This is a genomic window from Amycolatopsis speibonae, from assembly GCF_042647925.1.
In the GTDB taxonomy this organism is placed as follows: Bacteria; Actinomycetota; Actinomycetes; order Mycobacteriales; family Pseudonocardiaceae; genus Amycolatopsis; species Amycolatopsis speibonae.
On the sequence record NZ_JBHRWK010000025.1, the window covers coordinates 190,718 to 212,256 of the forward strand.

A 21,539-nucleotide genomic window follows, 5' to 3' on the forward strand; every position below is an offset into this window, starting at 1 on the left:
AGGGTCAGCATGGCGTGCTTTGTCCTGATGTTCGTGTGCATGGGTTGGGCGCCGCGCCTGTCCACTGGAGGCCGCGCATGGGGTCGCTCGGGTCGAGCAACATGACAGCATTGCCCGCGTAGATCACCCCCTTGACCGCATTGACGATGGACGTGTAGTCGTAGTAATAGCTGTAATTCTCGCCAGCGGATTCAATTTTTCTTATTTGATCGAGACTGAACATGCTGCCGATGGTTCGGCCTACCGAGTTGTTGTACAGGTCCATCCACTGGAGATTGGCATTTTTCGGACTCCCGTTTCCGGCGTACATCTCATGGGCGTCAGTGAATTGCTTCGCCCTGTCCCAGCCGAAGTGCACGGTCAGCAGGGCACTCCAGTACACATGTTGGAACGCGTTGCCGATCGTCCCGTCCGGCAACGGGTCCTCGCCACCATAGGTGGCGCCGAAGAGTTCGGCTGCGCGGGTTTGAGCCTCAACCTTGATCCGGGCAAAAGTTATCTGGTCGGCACCGTTGAGACCCCAGAACAGATCACTTTCCTTCTGGCTCAGGTCTATGGCTTTTTTGCCGAGCCCAGGAATGCTGACTTCGTAATTAAACCTCGCGGGCCCGCTGAACAATGGGAACTGCTTCTGCAGCATCGCCGTGTCGTCGGCGTTGAGGGGCCCACTTCGGGGACTTTTTCCGGTGGGGTCGGCGAGCTTGACGGGGTTGTTGTGGACGTAGGTGTGAGTGGCGAGGTTGCGAGGATTCATGATGCCCCCCGCGACCTTGGAATCGAGGTAGTCAGGCAACGCTGGATCCGCGCTGGCCCAGAGTTGCGTTCTCGGGTTGTAGTAGCGAGCGCCGTGGTAGTAGAGGCCGGTTTCGTCGTCGAGTTCCTTGCCGGTGAACTTGTACGGCGTACCGCTTCGGCCGGTTTGCTCCTCCACCCAAGTTTCACCAAAGGGCATGTACTCGAGGTGTTCGGTGACGTTGCCTTGCCTGTCGGTGACGTAGCCGGATGAGCCGAGGTGGTCGGCGTGGAAGTAGGACTGGGTGTTCTCAGGGCCGCTGGGGGCGACGGTCTTGGTGGTGAGGCGGCTGTCGCCGATGAAGATGTGCTTGAAGCCGATGCCGTCACGTTCGCTGTAGCCGCGGTTGGGGTAGAGGGATTGGCCGTCGCCTTGTTTGATGACGCGTTCGCCGGCCGCGTCGTAGGTGTAGCCGACGGTCGCTGCCTGGCAGCCTGCCGGCGTTTGAGGGACTGTCGCCGTGGTGGTGTCCTGATTGCAGGCGAGCCGGTTCTCCTCGTCCCACACGTACTGGCGTCGTTTGCCCTCGGCTTCGGCGTTCACCGTGTCGGTGAGGTTGCCGCTCGCGTCGTAGACCTGGGTGATCGGGCCGACCGTGCTCGGCGCGTGGGGTTTTCCGCTGCCGTAGTCGTACTTGTAGTCGTAGCTCCCAGCGGTCTCGATCGGGCCGGCAGACAGCGGCCCCAGCGCTGCCGGGCTCCCTCCACCACCCTGGACCGGCGATGTGGTGCCGCGGTTCAGCGACGCCGCTTGAGTGGTCGTGCCGGTGATCGCGTGGTGCTGGGTCTTGCTGGTGGTGTTGTGGATGGAGTCGTAGCCCAGCGCCAGGGTGTACTTGTCCTGCTGGTTGCTCTTGGTCGTGTACTGGCCGCTGGCGGAGGTGAGCTGGTAGAGGTCGTCGTAGCCGAAGGTCTGACTGCTCGGCCCACCGATCGTCGGGTTCTGTGCCGTGCTGTTGGCCAGCTTCGTGATGTTGCCGACGTTGTCGTAGGTGTATCCGAGGTTCTGGAACTCGGTGGCACTCGGCGTCTTCGACTTCAGAGTGGCGAGCCTGCGGTCGGCCTGGTCGTAGGTGTAAGTGGTGCGCACCCCGTTCCCGGCCTGCTGCAGCACCTTCTGGCCGAACTTGTCGTAGTCGAGGCGACCAAGGTAGGTGTAATCGGTGCCGTTCTTAGCCCCGGTGGCGCGGGTGACCTCGCCACCGCTGTCGTAGTCGTAGCGGAGGACCTCGCCGTCCGGGTAGGTCATCCGCAGGACACGGTTGAAGGCGTCGAAGCGCCATCCGGTGGTGTAGCTGCGGTCCGCCTGCCCGGCGATCTTGATGGTGCGGGTCTCCCGAGTGGTCTCGCCCAACGGGCCGTAACCACGGGTGAGCGTCCCGGCCGCGTCGCGGATCTCAGTGATCCGTCCGGCGGCATTGTCCGGCGCACCGGGTGCACCATGGAGGTAAGTGACGTTGTTGGCCGGGAAGGTCGGATAGCGGACCGCCTTGAGGCGGCTGTGGTCGTAGTCGTACTCGACCTGCTTGCCGTTTGCGGTGATCTTCGCCGTCGGATTCCCCGCCAGGTCGAAGCGCGTCTCGGTGCGACCCGCATCGGGGCTGTCGAGCACGGTTCGGCGGCCGAGGGCGTCGTACTCGGACCGAGTGGTGTTGTTCTTGTCGTCCACCACGGTGGCGATCTGCCCCAGCGCGTCGTAGCCGTAGCTGGTCCAGATCACCGGCTGCCCACCAGGAGGGTTGAACTCCTTGACCGCGGTGGTCTTCTCCCGCAGGTCTGTGTAGCTGCGCTTCTGTTTGCCGTTGCCGTCGGTCGCGGTCGTCTCGAACCGGGTGACGCCGGCCCGGTCAGGGCCGAATCCATAGGCCATGGCGGTCGTGACCTCGTCCGGTGCGACCGTCTTGACCGGCCGGTCAAGCACGTCGAACGAGGTTCTGGTGGGCGCGACGGTGTCGAAGGCGGCATTGAACCTGGTGTTGCCGTCACCCTTGGGCTCGGTCACGGGGTGGTACTGCTCCACCACGCGGCCGAGGAAGTCGAACTTGGCGCGCCCGGACACGGTCATGACCTCGTCGGGGGTGTCACCGGGATTGTTCGCGACCGACGCGTCCTTCTTCGTCTGCAGGACGCGCTTGAGACCGTCGGTGAAGGTGACCGTGTCGATGGTGTCCTCACGGACTCCGGTGGCGTCGCGATCAAGGTGACGCGTCGTGGCGTACGGAACGGTGGCTTCAGGGTGGTAGTCGAAGTCGATCGTGGCCTTGCCCGATCCGATTTCGTACGGTCCGGTGACCGTGTCCAACCGGCCGACACTGTCGTAGCCGCGCAGCACCTGCTGGCCGTTCTGGTCGGTGGTGCGTTCGGGTTGCCCGTATTTCAGGTTGTGCGTCGAGCCTGACCGCAGTCCGAAGTTGTCGGTGATGGATTCGATGTGGACGCCGACGACGGTGTCGTAGCCGTAGTCCAACCGGGACCGCTGACCGGTCCTGTTGGCAGGCTTGGTGACCGACTTCAGGTTCCCGTCCGGGAAATACTCCAGGTCGATATCGGCCGAGGTGGTGTCCGTGAGGTACGCGCGGACCTGCCGCACGGCGCCGGTTCCGCAGTCCACCGTGGATTCGCTGTGCCGCGACACGGCGCCGCCGTCGGTGCCGCGCTGTTTGTGCATGTTGGCGGTACCGACGAGGTTGCGTGCCCGGCAGGCCGGATCGGACGCGGTGTAGCCGTAGGTGGTCTCGACGTCGTCGGCGGTGCCCTCGTCTGCGGCGTCGAACGAGCGGATCAGGTTGCCGAACTCGTCATACGACATTTCGGTGTAGGTCGACTTGCCAGGCTCCTCGGCGCCTTCGTGGAAGCGCTTGTCCACCCGCGACAATGCGGCGAACACACTGCCCGGTGCGGTGTCGCGGAGCTGATAGGTGTTGACGGTTTCGGTGAACGGCCGTCCCGCACCATCGGTGCTGAAGGTGCGGGCGAGCAACCCGCGGGTATACGGGCCGTCGGTCCGGTATTCGTCGGTGGTCGAGCGATAGAGCGCCTCGGCAGCACCAGGGTCGCGCTGTTCGGTGACGACCTTGCCGAAGCCGTGGAACTCGCGTTCGAGCCGGTCGTACTTCCCCTGTTCGTAGCGATAGGTGGCGAGCTGGGTGTCGGCACCATCGCCGCGATGACCGTCGGACACGCTGGTGCGGGACAGCACCCAGTGGGACTCGGGCATGGCCTGGGTGTTGCCGGTACGGGTGTAGTCCAGATCGACTCTCCCGCCCAACGGCCGCGTCACCGTGCGGAGCAGGTTCGTACGGCCGGTTTTGTTGACCGCGACCAGCAGTTCGTTGTCCCGGGTGGATTTGACGTGGTCGGCCAGGCCGTCGCCGTTGATGTCACGAAGGCCGATCTCGGCGCGGCCGATGCCGGTGGAGGCGTTGACGCCGGGGTTGAACACGAACGTGCCGATCGGGGTGGGGACGGGGAACGTGAAGTAGACGCCCGCACCGAGGGTGGCGTTCTTGTCGACGGCGATGTCGGTGAAGCTGCCGCGGAACGGAGTGGGCGCGGTGAAGCCGGTGCCGGTGTTGATGGCCACCTTGATCGGGTTGGCGCCATCGGTGAAGACGCGGTCGGTGAGACCGTCCCCGTTGACGTCGAGCATGCTCGCGTTGGTGATCGAAGTGCCCAGTTCGGCGGACAGTCCCCCTGCGAAGCCGTAGTTGTCGACGTTGAAACCGAGGTTGACGCCGAGGTTGCGGGTTGACGCGTCGTTGATCGGCCCCGCCGACCAGGGTTCCTTGGCGGCGAAGCTGTAGCCGAGGTTGAGTTGGGCGTCGCCGTTGGCGAAGACCTTGTCCGGCAGACCGTCGCCGTTGATGTCGACGAGGTCGACGCGGGTGTCGGACTCGCCGCCGCCGACGCTGCCACCGATCCCGAGTGCCGGTTGGACCGGGCCGGAGGTGGCGGTGTTGTTGCTGCTCCCGGCTTCCGGAGCGGCCAGGCCCTGTGCGCTGGCGAGGGTGGCCGACTCACTGCCGGCGGAGTAGGACACGTTGCCGGACAAGTTGTCGGACTCGCGGACGTTGCCGCCGAGCGTGCCGCGCCGGGCGCCGAGCCCGCCGTTGGCGTCGGTGAACTGGATCTCCTTGGCGCCGACGACATCGGGAAAGCGGTCACCGTTGAGGTCGACATAGTCGACGGAACCCGCGGTGATCCCACCGACGACCGTGCCCCCGAACGGACCGGCGGACAGCGTGCCGGACACCTGACCGGTCACGCCGCGACGCATCACCGTGCGGTCACCGGCGACATCGGCGTCGGTGACCACGTCGATGGTGTCCGCGCCGAGCCGGGAACTGGTCGCCATGGTGGCGGTGAACCAGGAAGACTCGTCCTGCGCGGCCCAGCCGCCTTTGGCCGGGTTCGGAGCGAAGATCGCCAGCCGGGGCATGGTGATCCGGGGATTCGCGGCGAACCCCGGGATGTCGGCTTCCTTGGGTTCCTTGGGAAGGGCGTTCTTGAAGCTCTCGTCGATCGCGAGCTCGGCCTGCTTGATGGGCTGGGTGGCGCGGTCGCGGTTGGCCTGGTAGCCGATCACGCCCCAGCCGCGATAGGGCTGCGGGAACGCACCCTGCTGAGCGGAGCCGTGTGCCGCGCTCGGCGCCGGGCTGAACGCCGGCCACGGGGACGAGAGGTCGTAGGTGACCTTCGCGGACTGTTCGGCGACCAGCCCGTACAGATAGGAATCCGTTGTGGAGTGGTCGAAATACAGCTCGTCGCCTTGAGTGACCGGGACGACCACGTCCAGGTCCTGGCCAGGCGAGCCGTACTGCCCGTTGACGATGTCGACGACCCGCTTGCCCAGCAGTTGCCCGCCGCGTTTCTTGATGGTGAACGCGATCTTGGTCGCCCCGGGAAAGCCGAAGTTGAGCTTCACGCTCGGCCGGACCCGCAGCTTGCCGGTCTTGGTCACCTTGTAGGTCTGCTGCGGCGCCGCGAGGGTGTCGGCGGGGTACATGTCCACGTCGAACGGCGGGCTGATCACCAGGGACGGCTGCCCCTTGTCGTCGACCAGAGACTCCACCCCCGGCGCCTCCGTGTAGTGCGCCTTCGGTACCCAGGACACCGCGGAAACGTCGATCGAGGAGTCGGTCTTGATGTGCCATGACATCTTCTCGAACTGGCTGACCGGGAGGCTCATGTCGATCTTGGTGGTCCCGGTCGAGTCAGCAGGCAGAACCTTGCGATACACCTCCGCCGGAGCGTGCACCCCGTTGCCCTTCGTGATCACCACGGTCACGTCGTCCGAGGTCGCCTTGCTCTTGACCACGTCGCCGGTCAGCTGAAGCTTGCCGGTCACCGGCACCATCACCTGCGACGAGCGGCCGCCGAGCGTGAAGTCCGCCGACGCACGGAACACGGTGTTCGCCAGCCCGTTCACGTCCGTACCGGCCGCCAGGTCGGTGTAGGTGATCGCCGGATCCCACGCCACCGTGTCGTACTTTCCGTCCAGAATGGACTGTGTGTGGAAGTAGAGCGCGTCGCCCTTCTTCACCGCGACCGCCGACACATTGGCCGGGGTGAACTCGGTGTGGTCGTCCGGGCCGATTCGCTGCGCCCAGAGTTCGGCGTCCTTGGCCTGGATGGTGACCCGCACACCGTCGGCTTTGGTGTACGCGGCGCGCGCCGGCGAGGGGTCAACGGTCAGTTGCACCCGGCCGTCGACGCGGACGGTGCCGTCGAACGGCGCGACCCAGCGGCGCACCGAGTCCAGCAGCGGTGAATTGTCGACCTGCTGGTTGAACTGCGCGGTCTGGTCACCGACGATCTCGCCGGTCACCGCGCCACCGCCGACCGGCACCGGGGTGCGGGTGGAATCCGCGCTGTAGGCGGGCTGCCCGTTGGCGTCCAGGTAGCCGAACAACACGCCGCCGTTGTCGACCAGGTCGGTGATGCCGTCACCGTTGACGTCGCTGAAGAACCGATCCGACGTGGTCGTGGTCCCCACGAAGTCCAGTTGCGCGGCGATAGCGGCGACGAACGCCTCGACACCGATCGTGCCCGACAACGTCCGCTCGGTCGAGATCCCCGGGAGGTCGCGCAACCTGATCGGCGTGTCACCGAACTTCGGCACACCGCCAGGGGTGCTCAGATTCGGGCGGAAGTGGACGTCGTTGTTCTTGCGGAAAACCTTGTCCGGCAGGTTGTCGCCGTTCACGTCCACCAGCGCCGACAGTCCGTCGGACTGGCCGGCGTTGAACCCGACCTTCAGCCCGACGCCACCCTGCTTGACCGGCAGCCCCTGCACGTTGTAGCCGGCGAACAAGTGCGCACCGAACCCGACGGAGGTGTTCGCCGAGATCGCACTCGCCTCACCTTCACGGATGTTCACGCCCAGATCGTCATCCGGGACCGACCAGCCGGCGGCGTCGGCGAACCCGGTGTAGTTGCCCGCCTGGTCACGCACCTCGTCGAAATAGTCGAACGAGTGGGTGTTGAACAGCTTGTTGTCCTCACCGAACTGCGACACCGACGCCAGCAACGTCTTCGCGAACGCGCCTGCCCGGTAGTTCAGCTCGTAGGCCCGGATCAGCTGGTCGTCCAGTTTGACCTCGACCCGCCGCAGCAGGTCCGCGGTCACCTTCTTGAACCCGCCACGAGCGTCGATCTGCACATCGCCGCGCCGCGGCTCACCCCGGTCACGGTCCCGCAGGAACGTCACCGAGTATTTGCCCTCGGTCGCACCGTGGCCGGTGTAGGTGATCCGCCGCGGATACAGGTTGCTACCCGGCACCGTCGACTTCTCGGTCCCGCCGTCGTCCACCCGGGCGTAGTGATAGCGCAGCACGTTGTCGTCGGTGTCACGGACCTCGCGCGCCGCCCACGTCGCCACACGACCCGAGGCATCGGTCAACGTGGTGTTCTCCGCACCGCCGAACACCGTACGAGTGCCCGACTTGTCAGTGACCTCCCACCAGTAGTTCGCGGGCTTGTCCCCATGGCGCACGATCCGATCGAACCGGCTCTCCACCTTCGCGTGGAACACCTTTTCCGCCGTCCGGGCCTGCAACGCACCCCGATGGGCCACCGGCGTCAGCTGCTCACCGCCCAGCACATACGTCTCGGTCTCCAGCCCGGCGTCAAAGCGCGGCACCCCCCCAACGGGTGTCCACCGAGATGGACGGCATGGAGACGTCCCACCCGACGCCCAGCCAGCCGTTCCCGCCTCCGGAGCTGTACGACACCGCCAGTTTCGGCTCCAGGCCCGCTCTCCCTTTGGGTACCTCCAGCGGATACGACATCCGGGCATCGCCCATGGAGTTCGCCGTCGGTGGTCCGATCAGGTTCACCCCGGCCCCCGGATCGGCCGCCTTGATGTCCTTGATCCGATTCGGATCGAACGCCGTTCCCTCCGGATGCTCGGGAGCCGTCACCGCCCCGTCCGCACCCGAAGCCAGCCCCGCCTCACGCACCGAGGCAGGCGGACCCGCACTCGGGACGGCCATCGCCACCAACGCCAGTAACAACACGACCACCACGGCCTTGCGGCGATGACGAACCGGACGAGCCCACGCGAAGGCAGACATGCCCCCGACCCCCTCTGGATCAATGGATTCGACTATCGGGTCCCGGCAAAGAGCGACGTTCCTTGTCGCGCGCGGGATCGAGCGGTGACTCGGGTGACGAAGACATTCGATCGAATAGCCGAACGAACTAGTGCATTCGGGCGAACTTCGCCCGCCGGGATCAGCGCATAATCCCTGCAAAAGACGAGACTTCGATCTCCGGTGACGCTATCGGCGGCTCATTAAATTTCGATGAAACGCCTGTTTTTGACACAAGAACTACCTGCGACCCGACCAGACAGCTGCGCTCAACCGTCTCCCTCACTGGCGGCCTCGACCAAGTGCGGCGAGCCGCCATCGTCAACCAGGCCCGAGGCCGAGCCGTTCCCACACCACTTCGCAGACCAGCGTGGGAAGGGCGGGAAGCGTCATCGTCACCGACCGCGCCGTCCGGAAACCCGCAGGCAGGCGCCTACGACCACTTCGAACGCGGTGCGACGTTCGAACAGCGCTGCGGCAACCCCACGTCACCTGCCCTGCGGGGTGAGATCCACTACCGGCGCTGAGCGCGATGCAGGTGTCCGGTTCAGGGGCTTTGCGTATTTCGCGACCGGATCGTGAGTGACAACGAGGGCTAGTGGGCCGTAAGGCAAATGTGACATGCCACATTCGGGGCATCATTCCTGCCAGGAAACTTTGCTTTTCGGCCCGATGCGACGGCACTTGCCACTCGCGACCGGTCGCAAAGCGTGCCTATGGATATCAATCAGACGTTTATCCGCACTTCGACCGCCTCTTGTCGACCGGTCCAGATCCGCACTGCGACCAGCTCGGGTATCGGCAACGTCAATGGTCAGTACGCCTAGGCGTGAAATGCCGTGGTCGCCTCAAGCGCTGCTCGCCCGGTCGTGACCCGATTTACCGGTGCGGTCTCGTCGGCGTAGCCGAAGGAAATGCCCAGGAGCAGCTTTCCCGCAGTGACACCGAGTTCCCCGCGGACAGTGTCGGCGTAGAAGCTCAACAAGCCCTGCGGACAGCTGGCCACACCGTACGCGGTCATCGCCAGGAGCAACGTCTGCATGTAGGCGCCGACGTCCGCCGCCAGTCGCGGCCCGCCGTCACCGGTGACGAACAGGAACGCGACGTGTGGCGAGCCGTAGAAACGCAGACTCTCCGCGTCATAAGCCGCACGCGCCGCCGAATCGTCCGAGGCTATGCCCAGCGCCCCGTACAGCTCCGCGCCGAATACGGCCCGGCGCGCGTTATGCACTTCTGAATACATGTCCTCGGAGTACGGGAAGTCCACCGAGATGCGCTTCTCGGCGTGGGCCGCCTGCAAGGCATTCGCCAAGCGCTCACGCACCGCACCGCTCACCACCTCCACCTGCCATGGCTGCGCGTTGGAATTGGACGGTGCGGCACCGGCCAGCGAGAAGATCGCACGCATGGTGTCCTCAGGCACCGCTTCAGGACGGAAAGCGCGCGTCGCGTGACGACCGCCTATCAGCTTCTCCGCGCTGTACTTCAGCTCGACAGGGACCGACACGCTCATGAAACACTCCTCAACGGCAACTTAGGTAAACGCTTGTGTTTACCTCTGAGTCGACCTTAGCAACCCAATCGGTCGAAGTAAACACAGGCGTATACTTGTCCGATGGGAACGACACCTACGGCCGCTCGACGACAGGGACGAGGCGGCCGAGAGCGCATCCTGGCCGCGGCCGCCCGGTTGTTCGCGACTCAGGGAATCAACGCGACCGGCATGGAACAGGTCGCGGAAGAAGCGCCGGTCTCCAAGCGCACGCTCTACGTGCATTTTCGGACCAAGAGCGACCTGGTCATCGCGCACCTGCAGGACCTCGCGTCGTCGGGCGCGACGCTGGAAAGCAGCTTGACCCGCGAAGATGTTCCCGCACGGGAACGGATCCTCGGGCTGTTCGGCCAGCCCTCGGCGACCACGTCTCCGGTACGCGGATGCCCGTTCATCGATGCCGCCGCGGAGTTCCCCGACGTGGAGAGCGCGGTTCACTCCTACGCCCGCGAGCAGAAACTGCGGATGGTGCAGCTCGTCTCCGCACTGGTGACGGAGCTCGGCTGCCACGACCCCGGCGCACTCGCCGAACACTTGGTGATCCTCGCGGACGGGGCCGCCAGCCGGGCCATGGTGCTGAACGACGCCGATTACGGCAGGCATGGACGGGCGGCGGCGGAGATCCTCCTCGATCGCGCTCTGCTGCGCACGGCCTGACCAGCTACTCCGCGCCGCCCGATACGAAGGTATGCCGCATTTCGCCGATGCCGTCGATGCGGGTACGGACGACATCGCCGGCGGCGAGGTACCGGGGTGGCGTACGCCCCATGCCCACACCGGCAGGGATCCCGGTGAAGACGAGATCACCGGGATAGAGCGTGCACACCGCCGAGATCCGCTCGATCAGCGCACCGACGGGCAGGATCATCTGCCCGGTGTGCCCGTCCTGGACGAGCTCGTCGTTGACCCAGCAACGCAGCCTCGTCGGTACCGCGAGGTCGATCTCGTCGGGTGTCACCAGCGCGGGCCCGATGGGGCCGAAGCCGGGGTAGCTCTTGCCGAGCGAGAACTGCGGTGGCGTGCCGCTCATCTGTACGTCACGGTCGCTGAAGTCCTGCCCCGCGGTGAGTCCGGCGACGTAGGCCCAGGCGTCCTCCTCGGCGATGTGGCGTGCTTCGCGCGCGATCACGACGACCAGTTCGACCTCCCAGTCGACAGACGGCCCGCTGAGCACGATCCGGCCGTGCGGGCCGGTCAGTGAATCGGCGAACTTGGTGAACACCGAAGGCGCACCGCCGGCGCTTAAGCCGGTCTCCGCCGCATGTTCGGCGTAGTTGAGGCCGACGGCGAAGACCTGACGCGGCCTCGGTACCGGCGCGCGGAGATCCTCGATCCGATAGGGCACGGCGATGTCGGTGCGCGCGGTGGCCGACCACTCCAGGAATTCCTTCCAGCGGGCGAAGAGATCCCCGTGCTCTGGTCCGAAGGCCCCGCCACTGGCCTTCGCGATGTCGATCGCGGTGTTCCCGCGCAGCAGGTGGGCACGGCCGGCCAGGTTGCCGAGACGCATGTGGTTTCTCCAACCGTCGGTTCGCGGTCCGTTTCCTTCATGCCCCCGGCACCAGGATCGCCCGCCCCCTGATCCAGTTCAGCGCCAGATCGTCGAAAGCGTCGGCGGCCGCTTCGAGGGGCTAACGACGGGTGTGCAGGTTCACCTTCCCGCTTTCGGCGAGCACCATGAGTTCGACCAGGTCGCGATAGGTGCCGACCATGTTGCCGATGACGTTCTTCTCCCCCGCCACGGCGGATACGGTGGGGATCCGCAGCTCCCCGCCGTATCCGACGAGGTGAAGGGAACCGCCCGCCGCTGTCATGTCCCAGGCGTCGTTCTCCGCGCCCTGCTCGGCGACGAAGCCGAACACGACCTCGGCGCCGAGGTCGGCGGCGAGCGCGAGTGCGGCCGGATCACGGTCCACCACGACGATCTTCGTCGCGGTCAAGGCGGACAGCACCTGGATTCCGATGTGGCCCAGTCCTCCTGCTCCCTGCACGACGGCTGTGCTCCCGGGCGGCAGTAGCGGAACCGCCTTGCGCACGGCGTGATAGGCGGTGAGGCCCGCGTCCGCCAGCGCGGCGACATCGGCGGGATCGGTGGCGGGGACGAGACGACCTCCCGCGAGCATGGTGAACCCGGTGCTGAGTCCGGCCAGCGCCATTCCGGCGGTGCACAAGGCCAGGCAGATCAGCGTGAGAGGTCGCCGGCCGATGCGGTCGGCCAGCGGAGCGACCACGGCCGAGCCGAGCGCCATTCCCACCAGGCCGCTGCTGAGCAGCACTCCCAGCCGGGAGCCGCGAAGGGCATCACGAGGACGTCGAAACCGTCGACGAGATTGATGACGAGACAGATCGCGACGACTCTGATCTGGAACCGGCTCATCCCCGACCGGTCGATGGAATCCCGCACGGACATGCGCTAACCCTTCGGCCGGTACGCGGTCGTGCCGATCTCGACCAGAAGGTCTTCGCGCAAAAGTCCCTGGACGATCAGCAGCGTGTTCGGCGGGTACTGCTTCCGCGGATAATGCCGGGCGAGCGGTTACCCGGCGGCCGATCCGGGTATCAGAAGGATCATGTGGATGGTGCTGGTGATCCCGTTGCTGGTCATGTCGTTCGCGCTGCTGATGGAGCGTGTCGAAGCGAATATGCCCGAACGGGGTCCTACCTGACGGGCGCCACTATGGGTGCGTAGCCCGGCGGGGTACCAGCAGTACCTCCCTCCGCCTGCAGACAGTGCCTATGGTGAAGGGGTGACCAAGATCGATCCGCGCACCGAGATCAAGGAATTCCTGAGCTCCCGTCGCGCGCGGATCACGCCCGAGCGGGCCGGGCTGCCCGCCTACAGCGGCAACCGCCGGGTCAAAGGTCTGCGTCGCGAAGAGGTAGCTCTCCTGGCAGGGGTATCGGTCGACTACTACGTGCGCATGGAGCGCGGCAGCCTCGCCGGAGCCTCCGACGGGGTGCTCGACGCGTTGGCCTCCGCCTTGCAACTCGACGAGGCCGAGCGCGATCACCTGTTCCACCTCGCGCGGCAGTCCAGGGCGCCCAGCGGCCCACGCCGTCGTCGACCCGCCGTGACGGTGCGTCCGGCGCTTCAGCAGGTACTCGACGCCATCGCCGACGCGCCGGCGTGGATCTGCAACGGCCGTTATGACGTGCTGGCCATGAATCACCTTGCCCGTGCGCTGTATTCACCGATGCTGGCCGACACGCGACGGCCGGCGAACACCGCGCGGTTCGTGTATCTGGATCCCGAAGCGGCGAAAACGTTCTTCGTCGACTATGACCGAATCGTCTGCGATCTGGCCGCGAAGCTCCGCATGGAAGCCGGCCGCACTCCGCACGACAAGGAGCTGATCACCCTGGTCGGCGAACTATCGACACGCAGTGAACTCTTTCGGCAGCGATGGGCATCTCAGGACGTCCGGCTCCACCGGTCCGGACACAAGCGGATACACCATCCGGTCGTGGGCCGGCTAGACCTGGACGTCGAGTCGATGGAACTGCCTGCCGACCCCGGCCTGCTCCTGATCGTCTACACCACGCCCGCCGGCACGGCGACCGCGGACGGTCTGGCCCTACTGGCGTCATGGGCGGCCAGCCAGGAGCAGTTGGCGACCGAGATTCAAGCACTCAGCTGACATTCCGGCCACTTCAGTCCGTCAGCGGAGGAGTCGTAGCGGGAGCCGCTCGAGACCGCGGAAGCTCACGTTGGACCGCCAGCCGAGTTCCTCGCCGGACAGCTCCATCTTGCTGTAGCGCCGCAGCAGTTTCGTCAGCACCACGGCGGTCTCCATCTTGCCGAGGGCGGCGCCGAGGCAGTAGTGCGGGCCGCCGCTGAAGGCCAGCGTCTTGATCCCGGTGCGAGTCACGTCCAGGGTCTCGGGGTCGCTGTACCGCGCCGGATCCCGGTTCGCCGCCCCGAACAGCAGCATCACTTTGGCCCCCGCGGGGAGTACCGCGTCGTCGAGCATGACCTCTTCGTCCAGGAGCCTGGAGACGATCTGCACGGGTGCGTCGTACCGGGCGATCTCCTCGACGGCGCCCGGCATCAGCTCGGGGTTCTCGCGCAGCAGTTGGAGCTGATCGGGGTGGCGCAGCAGTGCCAGCACCCCGTTGCCGACCAGGTTCACCGTGGTCTCGTGGCCCGCGACGAACAGGAACAGCACGTTGGCGATGATCTCGTGGTCGGTCAGCCGCACGCCGTCGACCTCCGAGTGCACGAGCAGGGACAGGATGTCGTCGGTCGGTGCGGCCCTGCGGCGGTCGAGCTCGCCGGCGACGTACTCGCGGAATTCGGTCTCCGCCCGGTTCATCTCGGCGACGTCGCCCGCGGTGATCGACGGGTCGATCACGCGGCTGATCTGTTCGGTCCACTGCCGGCACTGGACCCGGTTGTCGGTGGGCAGGCCGAGCAGTTCACAGGTCACGGTGACCGGCAGCGGCAGGGCAAGGCTTTCGATCAGGTCGGTCTCGCCATCGCCCATGGCGTCGAGCAGGTGGTCGGCCTCCGCGGTCACGCGCGGCCGCAACCGCTCGACGGCACCACGGGTGAACACTTTGCCGAGCACACCGCGGATCCGCCGGTGCGCCTGCCCGTCCAGCATGAGCATCCAGTTCCGCACGCTGCGCACGAGCGGGCTGTCCAGTCCGCCCCTGCGTTCGGCCCAGACCTGGCTTCGGTAGAACTCGCTGGAGACGCCCGGAGCGCGCAGCACAGCGTCCACGTCGGCGTAGCGAGAGAGCACCCAGTAGCCGAAATGGGACTGGTGCACGGGATCGGCTTCCCGCAGGCGGCGGTAGATGGGGTACGGATCTGTCCGCACCGCGGGATCGCGTGGGTCGAAGAGCGCGGTCATGTCCGTCCTGTCCTGTGTCGGTGCCCGTGCTCCCCGCTCATCCGTCCGTGCCGACAGGAAGGGCGACGAGTCCGCGGAGGAGGATGCTGTTGTGCCAGCGCAGTTCGCCGGGGTCCACGGCGAGGGTGAGGCGGGGGAACCGGTCGAGCAGCACGCGAAAGGCGACTTCCCCCTCGATCCGGCCCAGCGCCGCGCCGAGGCAGTAGTGGACGCCGTGACCGAAGGCCATGCTGCCGCGTGTCGACCGCTCGATGTCCAGCTCGTCCGGCCGCTCGAACCGGCCGGGATCCCGGTTCGCCGAACCGATCGCCAGCAACACGATCTCCCCGGCCGGGATCGTCGTGCCGCCGATGGTCACCTCCTCGTCGGTGAACCGCATGGTGCTCGTGGTGACCGGGCTCTCCAGCCGGAGGAACTCCTCCACCGCACCGGGCAGCAGTTCCGGGTTCTCCCGCAGCCGCGTCAGCTGTTCCGGGTTGCGCAGCAGCGCGAGGGTTCCGCTCCCGATCAGGTTCACCGTGGTCTCGTGCCCGGCGACCAGCAGCAGGGAAGCCATCGCGGTGGCCTCGGCGTGCGTGAGGCGGTCCGCGTCCTCGTCCGGGGCCAGGATCTCGGAGAGGATGTCCGTGCCTGGGTCGGCCGCTTTGCCCGCGACCAACTTGTCGAGGTACTCCTCCAACGCCTCCGTCGCCACCAGCTTCTCGTACGGCTGCGCGGTGGACAGCATGGTGCGCGACCAGCCGCCGAACTCGGCACGCCGATCATCGGGAACACCGAGGATTTCGCAGATCACGGTCGTCGGCAGCGGGAAGGCGTAGTCCTCGATCAGGTCGACGGACGGCTCCCCGGCCGCGAGCCTGGCCGCCATCGCGTCGGCCAGTTCGGCGGCCAGCGCCTCGATCCGCGGGCGCAGCAGAGCGGCGGCCCGCCCGGTGAACGCCTTGCTGACCAGTTTCCGCAGCCGGGTGTGCTCGGGCCCGTCGGAGTGGAGCATGTGGTCGTGCAGTCCCATGTCGAAGGCGTCGGCGTCCTCGGGGATGCCGGCGGCGCGACGAAGGATCCGGGCCAGTTTCGTGGCGTCCTTCGCCAGCCGGGGATCAGCCAGCCCGGCGCGGACGTCGTCGTACTCGGTGACCAGCCAGACCGGCGGATTCATCCCCATCCGCACCTTGGTCACCGGGCGCCGCGCGCGCAGCAGCTCGTACATCGGGTACGGGTTGTCGGTGAAGCTCTCGTCGAGCACGACAACGCCGTCGGCGATGTCGAGCACCGCACCGGCCGGTCCTGGCTTCCCCGCCGGGCATGAAGGTGTCGGCCTGGCCACGGTTCTCCTCGGGTGGTGGGTGTCGAGACGGGCCGGGCAGGACTCAGATCGCGCGGATCCGGTGCACGAACTCGGTCAGGTCCACCGCGGCGGCCCGGCCGCCGGCCGTCGCGAAGTCGGTGACCAGGCGCACCAACGACTCGTACGCCTCGGTGTGGTCGTACGAGGTGGCGTCGGTGATCTTCATCGACCACCGCCAGTACCCGTTGAGCGTGTCCGCCAACGGCATCCGGAAGGTGGCCAGCACGTCCTTGAGGTCGTGCACCGTCGACTCCAGCCCGTGCCGTCGGACATAGGCGCCGACCAGTTCGCTGTAGAACGCGAAGTGCCGTGCCTCGTCCCTGGCCAGCCGATGCAGCAGGTCGCGCAGCACCGGCTCCTTGGCGACGGACTTGAAGCGCTGGTAGAACAGCTGCGTGGCCTTCTCCTGCACCAGGGTGTAGGTGAAGGCCTGCACCGGCGTCTCGTAGGGCAGCGCGAACTTCTTGCGCCCCTCCTCCGCCAGTTCCCACATCAGCGTGTCCGGATCGCTGATACCGGCTTCGATCTGGTACCTGGTCAGCACCGAGGCGTGCCGCTCCTCGTCGTTGGCCCAGGAGATCAGGAACCGGAAGTACTCCCGGTTGAAACAGAACTCCTCGATGGCCTGATCCCCGTCGGCGACAGGGAACGCCTGGAGGAAGTAGGTCAGGTAGCCGGGTATGTGATCCTCGATGAAGGTGATGAACTTGACCACCGAGCGGTCGGTGCCGGTGAGTTCCTCCGGCCGCAAGGAGGTCCACGGCAGGTCGTCGATGGACCACTGCTTGGTTCCCGCCCGGCTGACGGCCTTCTGCGTCAGCTCGCGCATCTGCGAGGGCTCGATGGTCAGGGGTGCCGGTGGTGTCGCCTGCCCGGCGAAAGGGTCGTTCACGGTGCCTCCACCGGCCCCATCCGGGATTTCAGCGCGCTGAGCGCGTAGTGCTTGGTGGTGTAGCCCCAGCCCGCGTTGGCCGTCTGCAGGTACCGGATCAACGGTTCGCCCATTCCGGGCGCCACCTCCTCGACCCGGTCCCAGGCGGCCTGCGCGCGCTCCTCCCACTGCTCGATGGTGCGGTGGTAGTGCGCGGTGAGGTCGGTGAGCCCGGTGAGGCTGAACCCGGCCGATTCGATCGCCGCCACGAGCGCCGAGACCGGCACCATGTCGGCGAACCCGAAGATGGACTCGGTGACGTGCACCGTGCCCGGTCGCCGGGAGAACTCCCGGTAGGTCGCGTCGTCGCGGAAGCAGCTCTCGGACAGGTACAACGATCCGTTGCGCCGCAACAGACCGTGCACCTTGCGCAGCACCTGCGTCCGGTCCGGCATGTGCACGATCGAACCGAGCATGGTGACCGCGTCGAACTTCCCGGCCAAGTCGAGTTCGCCGAACGAGCCGGACCGCAGTGTCACCAGGTCGGCGACACCGGCCTCCTCCGCCCGCTGCCTGATGTACTCCGCCTGTGGCCGGGACGGGGTCACCCCGGTGGTGTGGCAGCCGTATTCCTTCGCCATGAAAAGGATCAGGCTGCCCCAGCCGCAACCGACATCGAGCAACTGCTCGCCGCCGCGCAGTCCCAGCCGCCTCGCCACGAAGTGCAGCTTGTCCGTCTGCGCCTGGTCCAGGTCGGTGCCGGTGCCGGAGTAGAGCCCCGCGCTGTACTTCAGCCGCCGGTCGAGGTAGAGCTCGAACAACTCGGCAGGCAATTCGTAGTGTTTGTTGGTCGCCTGGTAGGCCTCCTGCGGAGTCAGCGCGGTCATGACGCCGCCAGGTCCCCGCTGACGCTCTTCTCCACCATCAAGACCAGCTCGTCGACGGTCTTCACCGCGAAGATGGCCTCGTCGTCGAACTCCACGTTCCAGCGACGCTCCAATTTGGACACGACGCGCAGCATTTTCATGGAGTCGGCGCCGGGCAGCTCCCTGAGCACGTCGGTACCGCCGATCCCGGTGGCGGGGATCTTCAGCTCGGCGGCGAGGTACTCGGTGGTGACCGAGACGATCTGCTCGCGGCTGACGGACTCGCTGGTCATGACTCTCCAGTTCCATGGTCGAAGTAGTGCCGGACGCGGCCGAACGTGGCCTCGTCCAGTTCCATCAGGTTCCTGGCCTGCTCCGAGCGGATCGGCTGGAAGGTGCCGCCCGCCATCACATGCAGCTCGCCGTCGGGCCCGGTGATCTCGGCCTCGGTGTGCAGCACCCCGTTGCCCTGTCCGGTGATCCGCGCCGTGGTCAGGTACGGCAGGCCGACCCGCAGCGGCAGCAGCATCTTGCTGCGCAGGGTCACGGAGAACGCGAGCATCCCGTGCACCAGCGCCAGGGTGTCGCCCATCACCTCGTCGAGTAGCACCTGCACGATGCCGCCGTGCACGATCCCCGGGTAGGAGGCGTAGTCCGCGGAGAACACCGTTTCGGTCGCGTAGTCCCCGTCAGGCAGCCGCCGCATCTTCAGCTTGAGCCCGACCGGGTTACGCGGGGAGCAGCCGAAGCAGTTGAACGACGGTTCGGCGTGCCAGGGGAACTCCACCTCCTCGCCGGTGGTGTGCGCGGCGACGCTCATACCGTGACCTCGGCCTTGATCGACTCCTCGGCGATGGCGCGCCGGACGTCGGCCATCTTGGTCAGCTTGTAGCCGGTGAGCACGGAGAAGTACTTGAACAACTGCTCGCAGCACTTGGCCCATTCGCTGCCGTCCTCGTCGACCTCGGCGAAGTAGGCGAACATCTCGTCAATGGTCTCGTGGTTCTCCAGCTCGGGCAGGTTGCCCTTGAACCGGCTGACCGGGTGGCGGTACAGGTCGCGGGTGGTGCCCATGTAGATGTACAGGGTCTCCACCACCGACGCGCACTCCTCGGGCCTCTCCGCCAGCTGCTGGGCGGTGTAGTGCACGAACTCGCGCGCGTGCCGCGCCTCGTCGCCACTGGCCTTGCGCAGGATCGCGGCGAGCACCGGCTCCTTCATGCTGCGGGCGACGCATTTGTAGGCGTGGGTGGCGAGCACCTCGCAGATGACGTTGGTGGCCAGCGTGGCCGCCTTGGTCACGCCGGGCGGATACGCCTCACGCATCGAGGCGATCGTGCGGTGCTCGATGCTGTGCCCGGCCAGCTGCAACCAGGTCGAGAAGGCCAGGTGGTGCTGGATCTCCTGGTAGCCCCAGATACAGGTGAACTGGGAGAAGTCGTAGTCCATGCCGAACTCGTTGAGCAGGCCGTGGGTCGCGGCGACCACATTGGACTCCCCGACGATCGCGCCCTTGGCGAACACGATGTGCTCCGGCAGCACCAGATCCGGCCGGAACTCGTCCCACGGGATGTGGTGCAGCTCCCAGGTCGCGTGCTGGTAGCCCGCGAAGATCCGGGCGCTGTGCATCTGCTCGTCGGCGAGCAGCGGAACCCCGGCTGGGGAGGTCGTCGTCTTGCTGTTCAAACCCGTTCTCCTTGGTCGGTCTCGCCAGAGGTGACACGCTGGGCGGCCAGCACCCGCTGCCATTTGCCGCTGGTGGTCCGGGGGATCCACCTCGGCTTGACCGCGTAGACCGCCACTTGGGCCAGATCGAGTTCGGCGGCGACCCGCCTGCGGACCTCCTCACGCACCGCGGCGGGGTCCTCCCCCGTCTCCACGATCACCCCGATCCGCTCGCCGCCGTCGGCGCCCGTGTCGGAGAAGGCCACGCAGCGACGGCGGTAGACCCCGGGTACCTCGCGGGCGACGGTCTCGACGTCGTCCGGGAAGTAGTTCTGGCCGTGCACCACGACCATCTCCTTGCGCCGCCCGGTGACATACAGCTCGCCGTCGAGCTGGAAGCCGAGGTCCCCCGTGCGCAACCAGCCGCGGTCGAACACGGCGGCGGTCGCGTCGGGGTCGCGGAAGTACCCGGTGGTCACCGATTCGCCGCGGATCTGGATCTCCCCGAGCGCGCCGTCGGCGACCACCGATCCGTCCTCACGCACGACGCGCAGGTCGACGCCGTGCACCGGACGGCCCACCGACACCACCGGCTTGGCCGACGGCGCGGTTTCCGCCACCGGGCGCACGTCGCCCGTCCTGGCCAGTTCGTCGCGGTCCACCGCGCGGAGGCGTGCGGTGGCACCGGGATCGGGGAAGCTGATCGACAGGGTGGCCTCGGCCATGCCGTACACCGGGAACATCACCGAGGCGTCCACCCCGCTGGGCGCCAGTGCTTCGGTGAAGCGCCGCACGGTGGCCGCGCTGACCGGTTCGGCGCCGTTGAACGCCAGGCGCCAGCGGGACAGGTCCACCGCGGCCAGCTGTTCCGCCGGAACGTTGTCCAGCAGGTAGTCATAGGAGAAATTGGGGCCGGTCAGCACCGTGCCGCCGTGCGCGGCGAAATGCTCCAGCACCTTGCCCGGCCGCCGCAGGAACGTGGTCGGGGCGAAGACGTGCACGTCGGCACCGTTGAGCCAGTGCGACTGAAGGCCGATCAGGCCCATGTCGTGGAAGGTCGGCACCCACTGCACGAAAACGTCGTCGGGGCTGAAGCCGCCGGAGACGACGCACGCCCGCAGCCCGGCCATGGTCGTGCGGTGCGGCAGCATCACTCCCTTGGGCAAGCTCGTGCTGCCTGAGGTGAACTGCACGATCGCCAGCGCGTCAGGGTCGACGGTGGGCAGGGCCCGCTTTTCGCCGGTGCCACTGGGCGCGGGCGGAAGCAGCAGACTCACCTCGGTGCCCAGTGCGCCGAGTGCGCTGCCGAGGTCCGCGTGGCCGGCGTCCAGCACGATGTGGCGCATCCCCGCGGCCACGGCGATGCGGGACAGCCGGTGAGCGGTGCCGTGCACGTCGCCGAACCCGGCCTGGACCGGCAGCACGCTGACGGCGGCACCGGCGCGCCAGAGCCCGTAGATCGTGGTGAGGAACCGGGCGGCGGCAGGCACCAGCACGCCGACCACGTCGCCGGGGCGTACCCCGGAGCGCAGGAACTCGTGCGCGGCGGCCGTGGCGGCCAGGTCCAGCTCGGCCGCGGTGATCTCGTCGCCGGCGGTGGGGAATCTCGCGCGGGAGCCCGGGGTGGCCTTCGCCAGCCGCGTGAGGCTTTCCTCCAGGGTGCTCCCGTCCAGCAGAGCAGGTCGCATGGGATTTCCCTCAGTGGCAATTGATATCGATGTCAATTGGTGGATTCGAAGGTTCGGCTCGGATTCCGTTTGCCAATGCCACACCGTAACCCCGGTCGGCGACGATTCATAGAGTCGACCCGCGAGATTAGGGGTCGACTGAATACAACCCCTGTTCTCGACAATCGCCCCCTAGCGCAAATGGATGATCTTGACAGCGTTTACGCGAGCTGACTACGTTCAGCGAACCCCGCATTCCGCAAATGGCGCCTCTTGGGCATGTCCCGGTATTATTCCGATCGGACTTTGCCGAGATCGCGCCGGGTGAATGAC

Annotated in this window: 15 protein-coding genes and 1 pseudogene; 2 read left to right on the forward strand and 14 right to left on the reverse strand. The window is 66.7% G+C overall.

Features of this window, described 5'->3' with window-relative positions; translation table 11 throughout:
* Positions 1–4: 4 nt before the first annotated feature.
* The 3 genes from ACFOSH_RS19655 to ACFOSH_RS19665 form a co-directional block, all read right to left on the reverse strand.
* Entirely contained in the window at positions 5–7,933 is a 7,929-nt protein-coding gene (locus ACFOSH_RS19655) for a toxin TcdB middle/N-terminal domain-containing protein (protein WP_378240423.1), read from the reverse strand.
* Positions 7,920–8,366, reverse strand: coding sequence for a SpvB/TcaC N-terminal domain-containing protein (locus tag ACFOSH_RS19660; RefSeq protein ID WP_378240424.1), 447 nt, complete (start codon positions 8,364–8,366; stop codon positions 7,920–7,922). The genes ACFOSH_RS19655 and ACFOSH_RS19660 overlap by 14 nt, the downstream gene beginning before the upstream one ends.
* An 841-nt stretch (positions 8,367–9,207) precedes the next feature.
* On the reverse strand, positions 9,208–9,897 hold the full coding sequence (locus ACFOSH_RS19665) for a nitroreductase (protein ID WP_378240425.1): 690 nt from the start codon (positions 9,895–9,897) through the stop codon (positions 9,208–9,210).
* Between the two features lie 102 nt (positions 9,898–9,999).
* Between ACFOSH_RS19665 and ACFOSH_RS19670 the strand changes: the two genes are divergently transcribed.
* Positions 10,000–10,593, forward strand: a complete 594-nt coding sequence (locus tag ACFOSH_RS19670) for a TetR/AcrR family transcriptional regulator (RefSeq protein ID WP_378240426.1) — start codon at positions 10,000–10,002, stop codon at positions 10,591–10,593.
* 4 nt (positions 10,594–10,597) lie between these two features.
* Here ACFOSH_RS19670 and ACFOSH_RS19675 read toward each other — a convergent pair whose 3' ends face one another.
* The 3 genes and pseudogenes from ACFOSH_RS19675 to ACFOSH_RS19685 form a co-directional block, all read right to left on the reverse strand.
* Positions 10,598–11,446 carry a fumarylacetoacetate hydrolase family protein gene (locus ACFOSH_RS19675; protein WP_378240427.1) on the reverse strand — a complete coding sequence of 283 codons (849 nt, stop codon included), beginning with the start codon at positions 11,444–11,446 and terminating at the stop codon, positions 10,598–10,600.
* A 37-nt stretch (positions 11,447–11,483) separates the two neighbouring features.
* Positions 11,484–12,185 (reverse strand): annotated as a pseudogene (locus ACFOSH_RS19680) (MFS transporter).
* Positions 12,119–12,346, reverse strand: a complete 228-nt coding sequence (locus ACFOSH_RS19685) for a hypothetical protein (protein WP_378240428.1) — start codon at positions 12,344–12,346, stop codon at positions 12,119–12,121. The pseudogene ACFOSH_RS19680 and the gene ACFOSH_RS19685 overlap by 67 nt, the downstream one beginning before the upstream one ends.
* A gap of 337 nt (positions 12,347–12,683) precedes the next feature.
* On the opposite strand from ACFOSH_RS19685, the gene ACFOSH_RS19690 reads away from it, so the two are divergent.
* The gene (locus ACFOSH_RS19690; RefSeq protein ID WP_378240429.1) at positions 12,684–13,574 is read left to right on the forward strand and encodes a helix-turn-helix transcriptional regulator; all 891 of its coding nucleotides are present in this window, start codon (positions 12,684–12,686) and stop codon (positions 13,572–13,574) included.
* Positions 13,575–13,595: 21 nt separating this feature from the next.
* On the opposite strand, the gene ACFOSH_RS19695 is transcribed toward ACFOSH_RS19690, so the two are convergent.
* Genes ACFOSH_RS19695 through ACFOSH_RS19730 form a run of 8 tightly spaced genes read right to left on the reverse strand, consistent with a single transcriptional unit; the run spans position 13,596 to position 21,227 of the window.
* Positions 13,596–14,792 (reverse strand): cytochrome P450, encoded by a 1,197-nt coding sequence (locus ACFOSH_RS19695; RefSeq protein ID WP_378240430.1) that lies wholly within the window; start codon positions 14,790–14,792, stop codon positions 13,596–13,598.
* Positions 14,793–14,829: 37 nt separating this feature from the next.
* Complete coding sequence (locus ACFOSH_RS19700; protein WP_378240432.1) at positions 14,830–16,116, reverse strand: cytochrome P450 family protein; 1,287 nt, start codon at positions 16,114–16,116, stop codon at positions 14,830–14,832.
* Positions 16,117–16,159: 43 nt separating this feature from the next.
* The gene (locus ACFOSH_RS19705) at positions 16,160–17,029 is read right to left on the reverse strand and encodes an acyl-ACP desaturase (RefSeq protein ID WP_378240433.1); all 870 of its coding nucleotides are present in this window, start codon (positions 17,027–17,029) and stop codon (positions 16,160–16,162) included.
* Complete coding sequence (locus tag ACFOSH_RS19710) at positions 17,026–17,895, reverse strand: SAM-dependent methyltransferase (protein ID WP_378240434.1); 870 nt, start codon at positions 17,893–17,895, stop codon at positions 17,026–17,028. The genes ACFOSH_RS19705 and ACFOSH_RS19710 overlap by 4 nt, the downstream gene beginning before the upstream one ends.
* A complete protein-coding gene (locus ACFOSH_RS19715; protein WP_378240435.1) occupies positions 17,892–18,167 on the reverse strand; it encodes an acyl carrier protein in 276 nt (91 codons plus the stop codon). The genes ACFOSH_RS19710 and ACFOSH_RS19715 overlap by 4 nt, the downstream gene beginning before the upstream one ends.
* Positions 18,164–18,694: a PaaI family thioesterase gene (locus ACFOSH_RS19720; protein ID WP_378240436.1), complete on the reverse strand. Its 531-nt coding sequence runs from the start codon at positions 18,692–18,694 to the stop codon at positions 18,164–18,166. Before ACFOSH_RS19720 ends, ACFOSH_RS19715 begins: the two co-directional genes overlap by 4 nt.
* On the reverse strand, positions 18,691–19,560 hold the full coding sequence (locus ACFOSH_RS19725; RefSeq protein WP_378240437.1) for a ferritin-like domain-containing protein: 870 nt from the start codon (positions 19,558–19,560) through the stop codon (positions 18,691–18,693). Before ACFOSH_RS19725 ends, ACFOSH_RS19720 begins: the two co-directional genes overlap by 4 nt.
* Positions 19,557–21,227, reverse strand: a complete 1,671-nt coding sequence (locus ACFOSH_RS19730) for an AMP-binding protein (RefSeq protein WP_378240438.1) — start codon at positions 21,225–21,227, stop codon at positions 19,557–19,559. Before ACFOSH_RS19730 ends, ACFOSH_RS19725 begins: the two co-directional genes overlap by 4 nt.
* Positions 21,228–21,539 lie beyond the last annotated feature (312 nt).

Bases quoted from the DNA above. Each gene is read 5' to 3' on its own strand.
- ACFOSH_RS19660 (WP_378240424.1), bottom strand. From the start codon at position 8,366: ATGTCTGCCTTCGCGTGGGCTCGTCCGGTTCGTCATCGCCGCAAGGCC.
- ACFOSH_RS19665 (WP_378240425.1), bottom strand. From the start codon at position 9,897: ATGAGCGTGTCGGTCCCTGTCGAGCTGAAGTACAGCGCGGAGAAGCTG.
- ACFOSH_RS19670 (WP_378240426.1), top strand. From the start codon at position 10,000: ATGGGAACGACACCTACGGCCGCTCGACGACAGGGACGAGGCGGCCGA.
- ACFOSH_RS19675 (WP_378240427.1), bottom strand. From the start codon at position 11,446: ATGCGTCTCGGCAACCTGGCCGGCCGTGCCCACCTGCTGCGCGGGAAC.
- ACFOSH_RS19685 (WP_378240428.1), bottom strand. From the start codon at position 12,346: ATGTCCGTGCGGGATTCCATCGACCGGTCGGGGATGAGCCGGTTCCAG.
- ACFOSH_RS19695 (WP_378240430.1), bottom strand. From the start codon at position 14,792: ATGACCGCGCTCTTCGACCCACGCGATCCCGCGGTGCGGACAGATCCG.
- ACFOSH_RS19710 (WP_378240434.1), bottom strand. From the start codon at position 17,895: ATGACCGCGCTGACTCCGCAGGAGGCCTACCAGGCGACCAACAAACAC.
- ACFOSH_RS19715 (WP_378240435.1), bottom strand. From the start codon at position 18,167: ATGACCAGCGAGTCCGTCAGCCGCGAGCAGATCGTCTCGGTCACCACC.
- ACFOSH_RS19720 (WP_378240436.1), bottom strand. From the start codon at position 18,694: ATGAGCGTCGCCGCGCACACCACCGGCGAGGAGGTGGAGTTCCCCTGG.
- ACFOSH_RS19730 (WP_378240438.1), bottom strand. From the start codon at position 21,227: ATGCGACCTGCTCTGCTGGACGGGAGCACCCTGGAGGAAAGCCTCACG.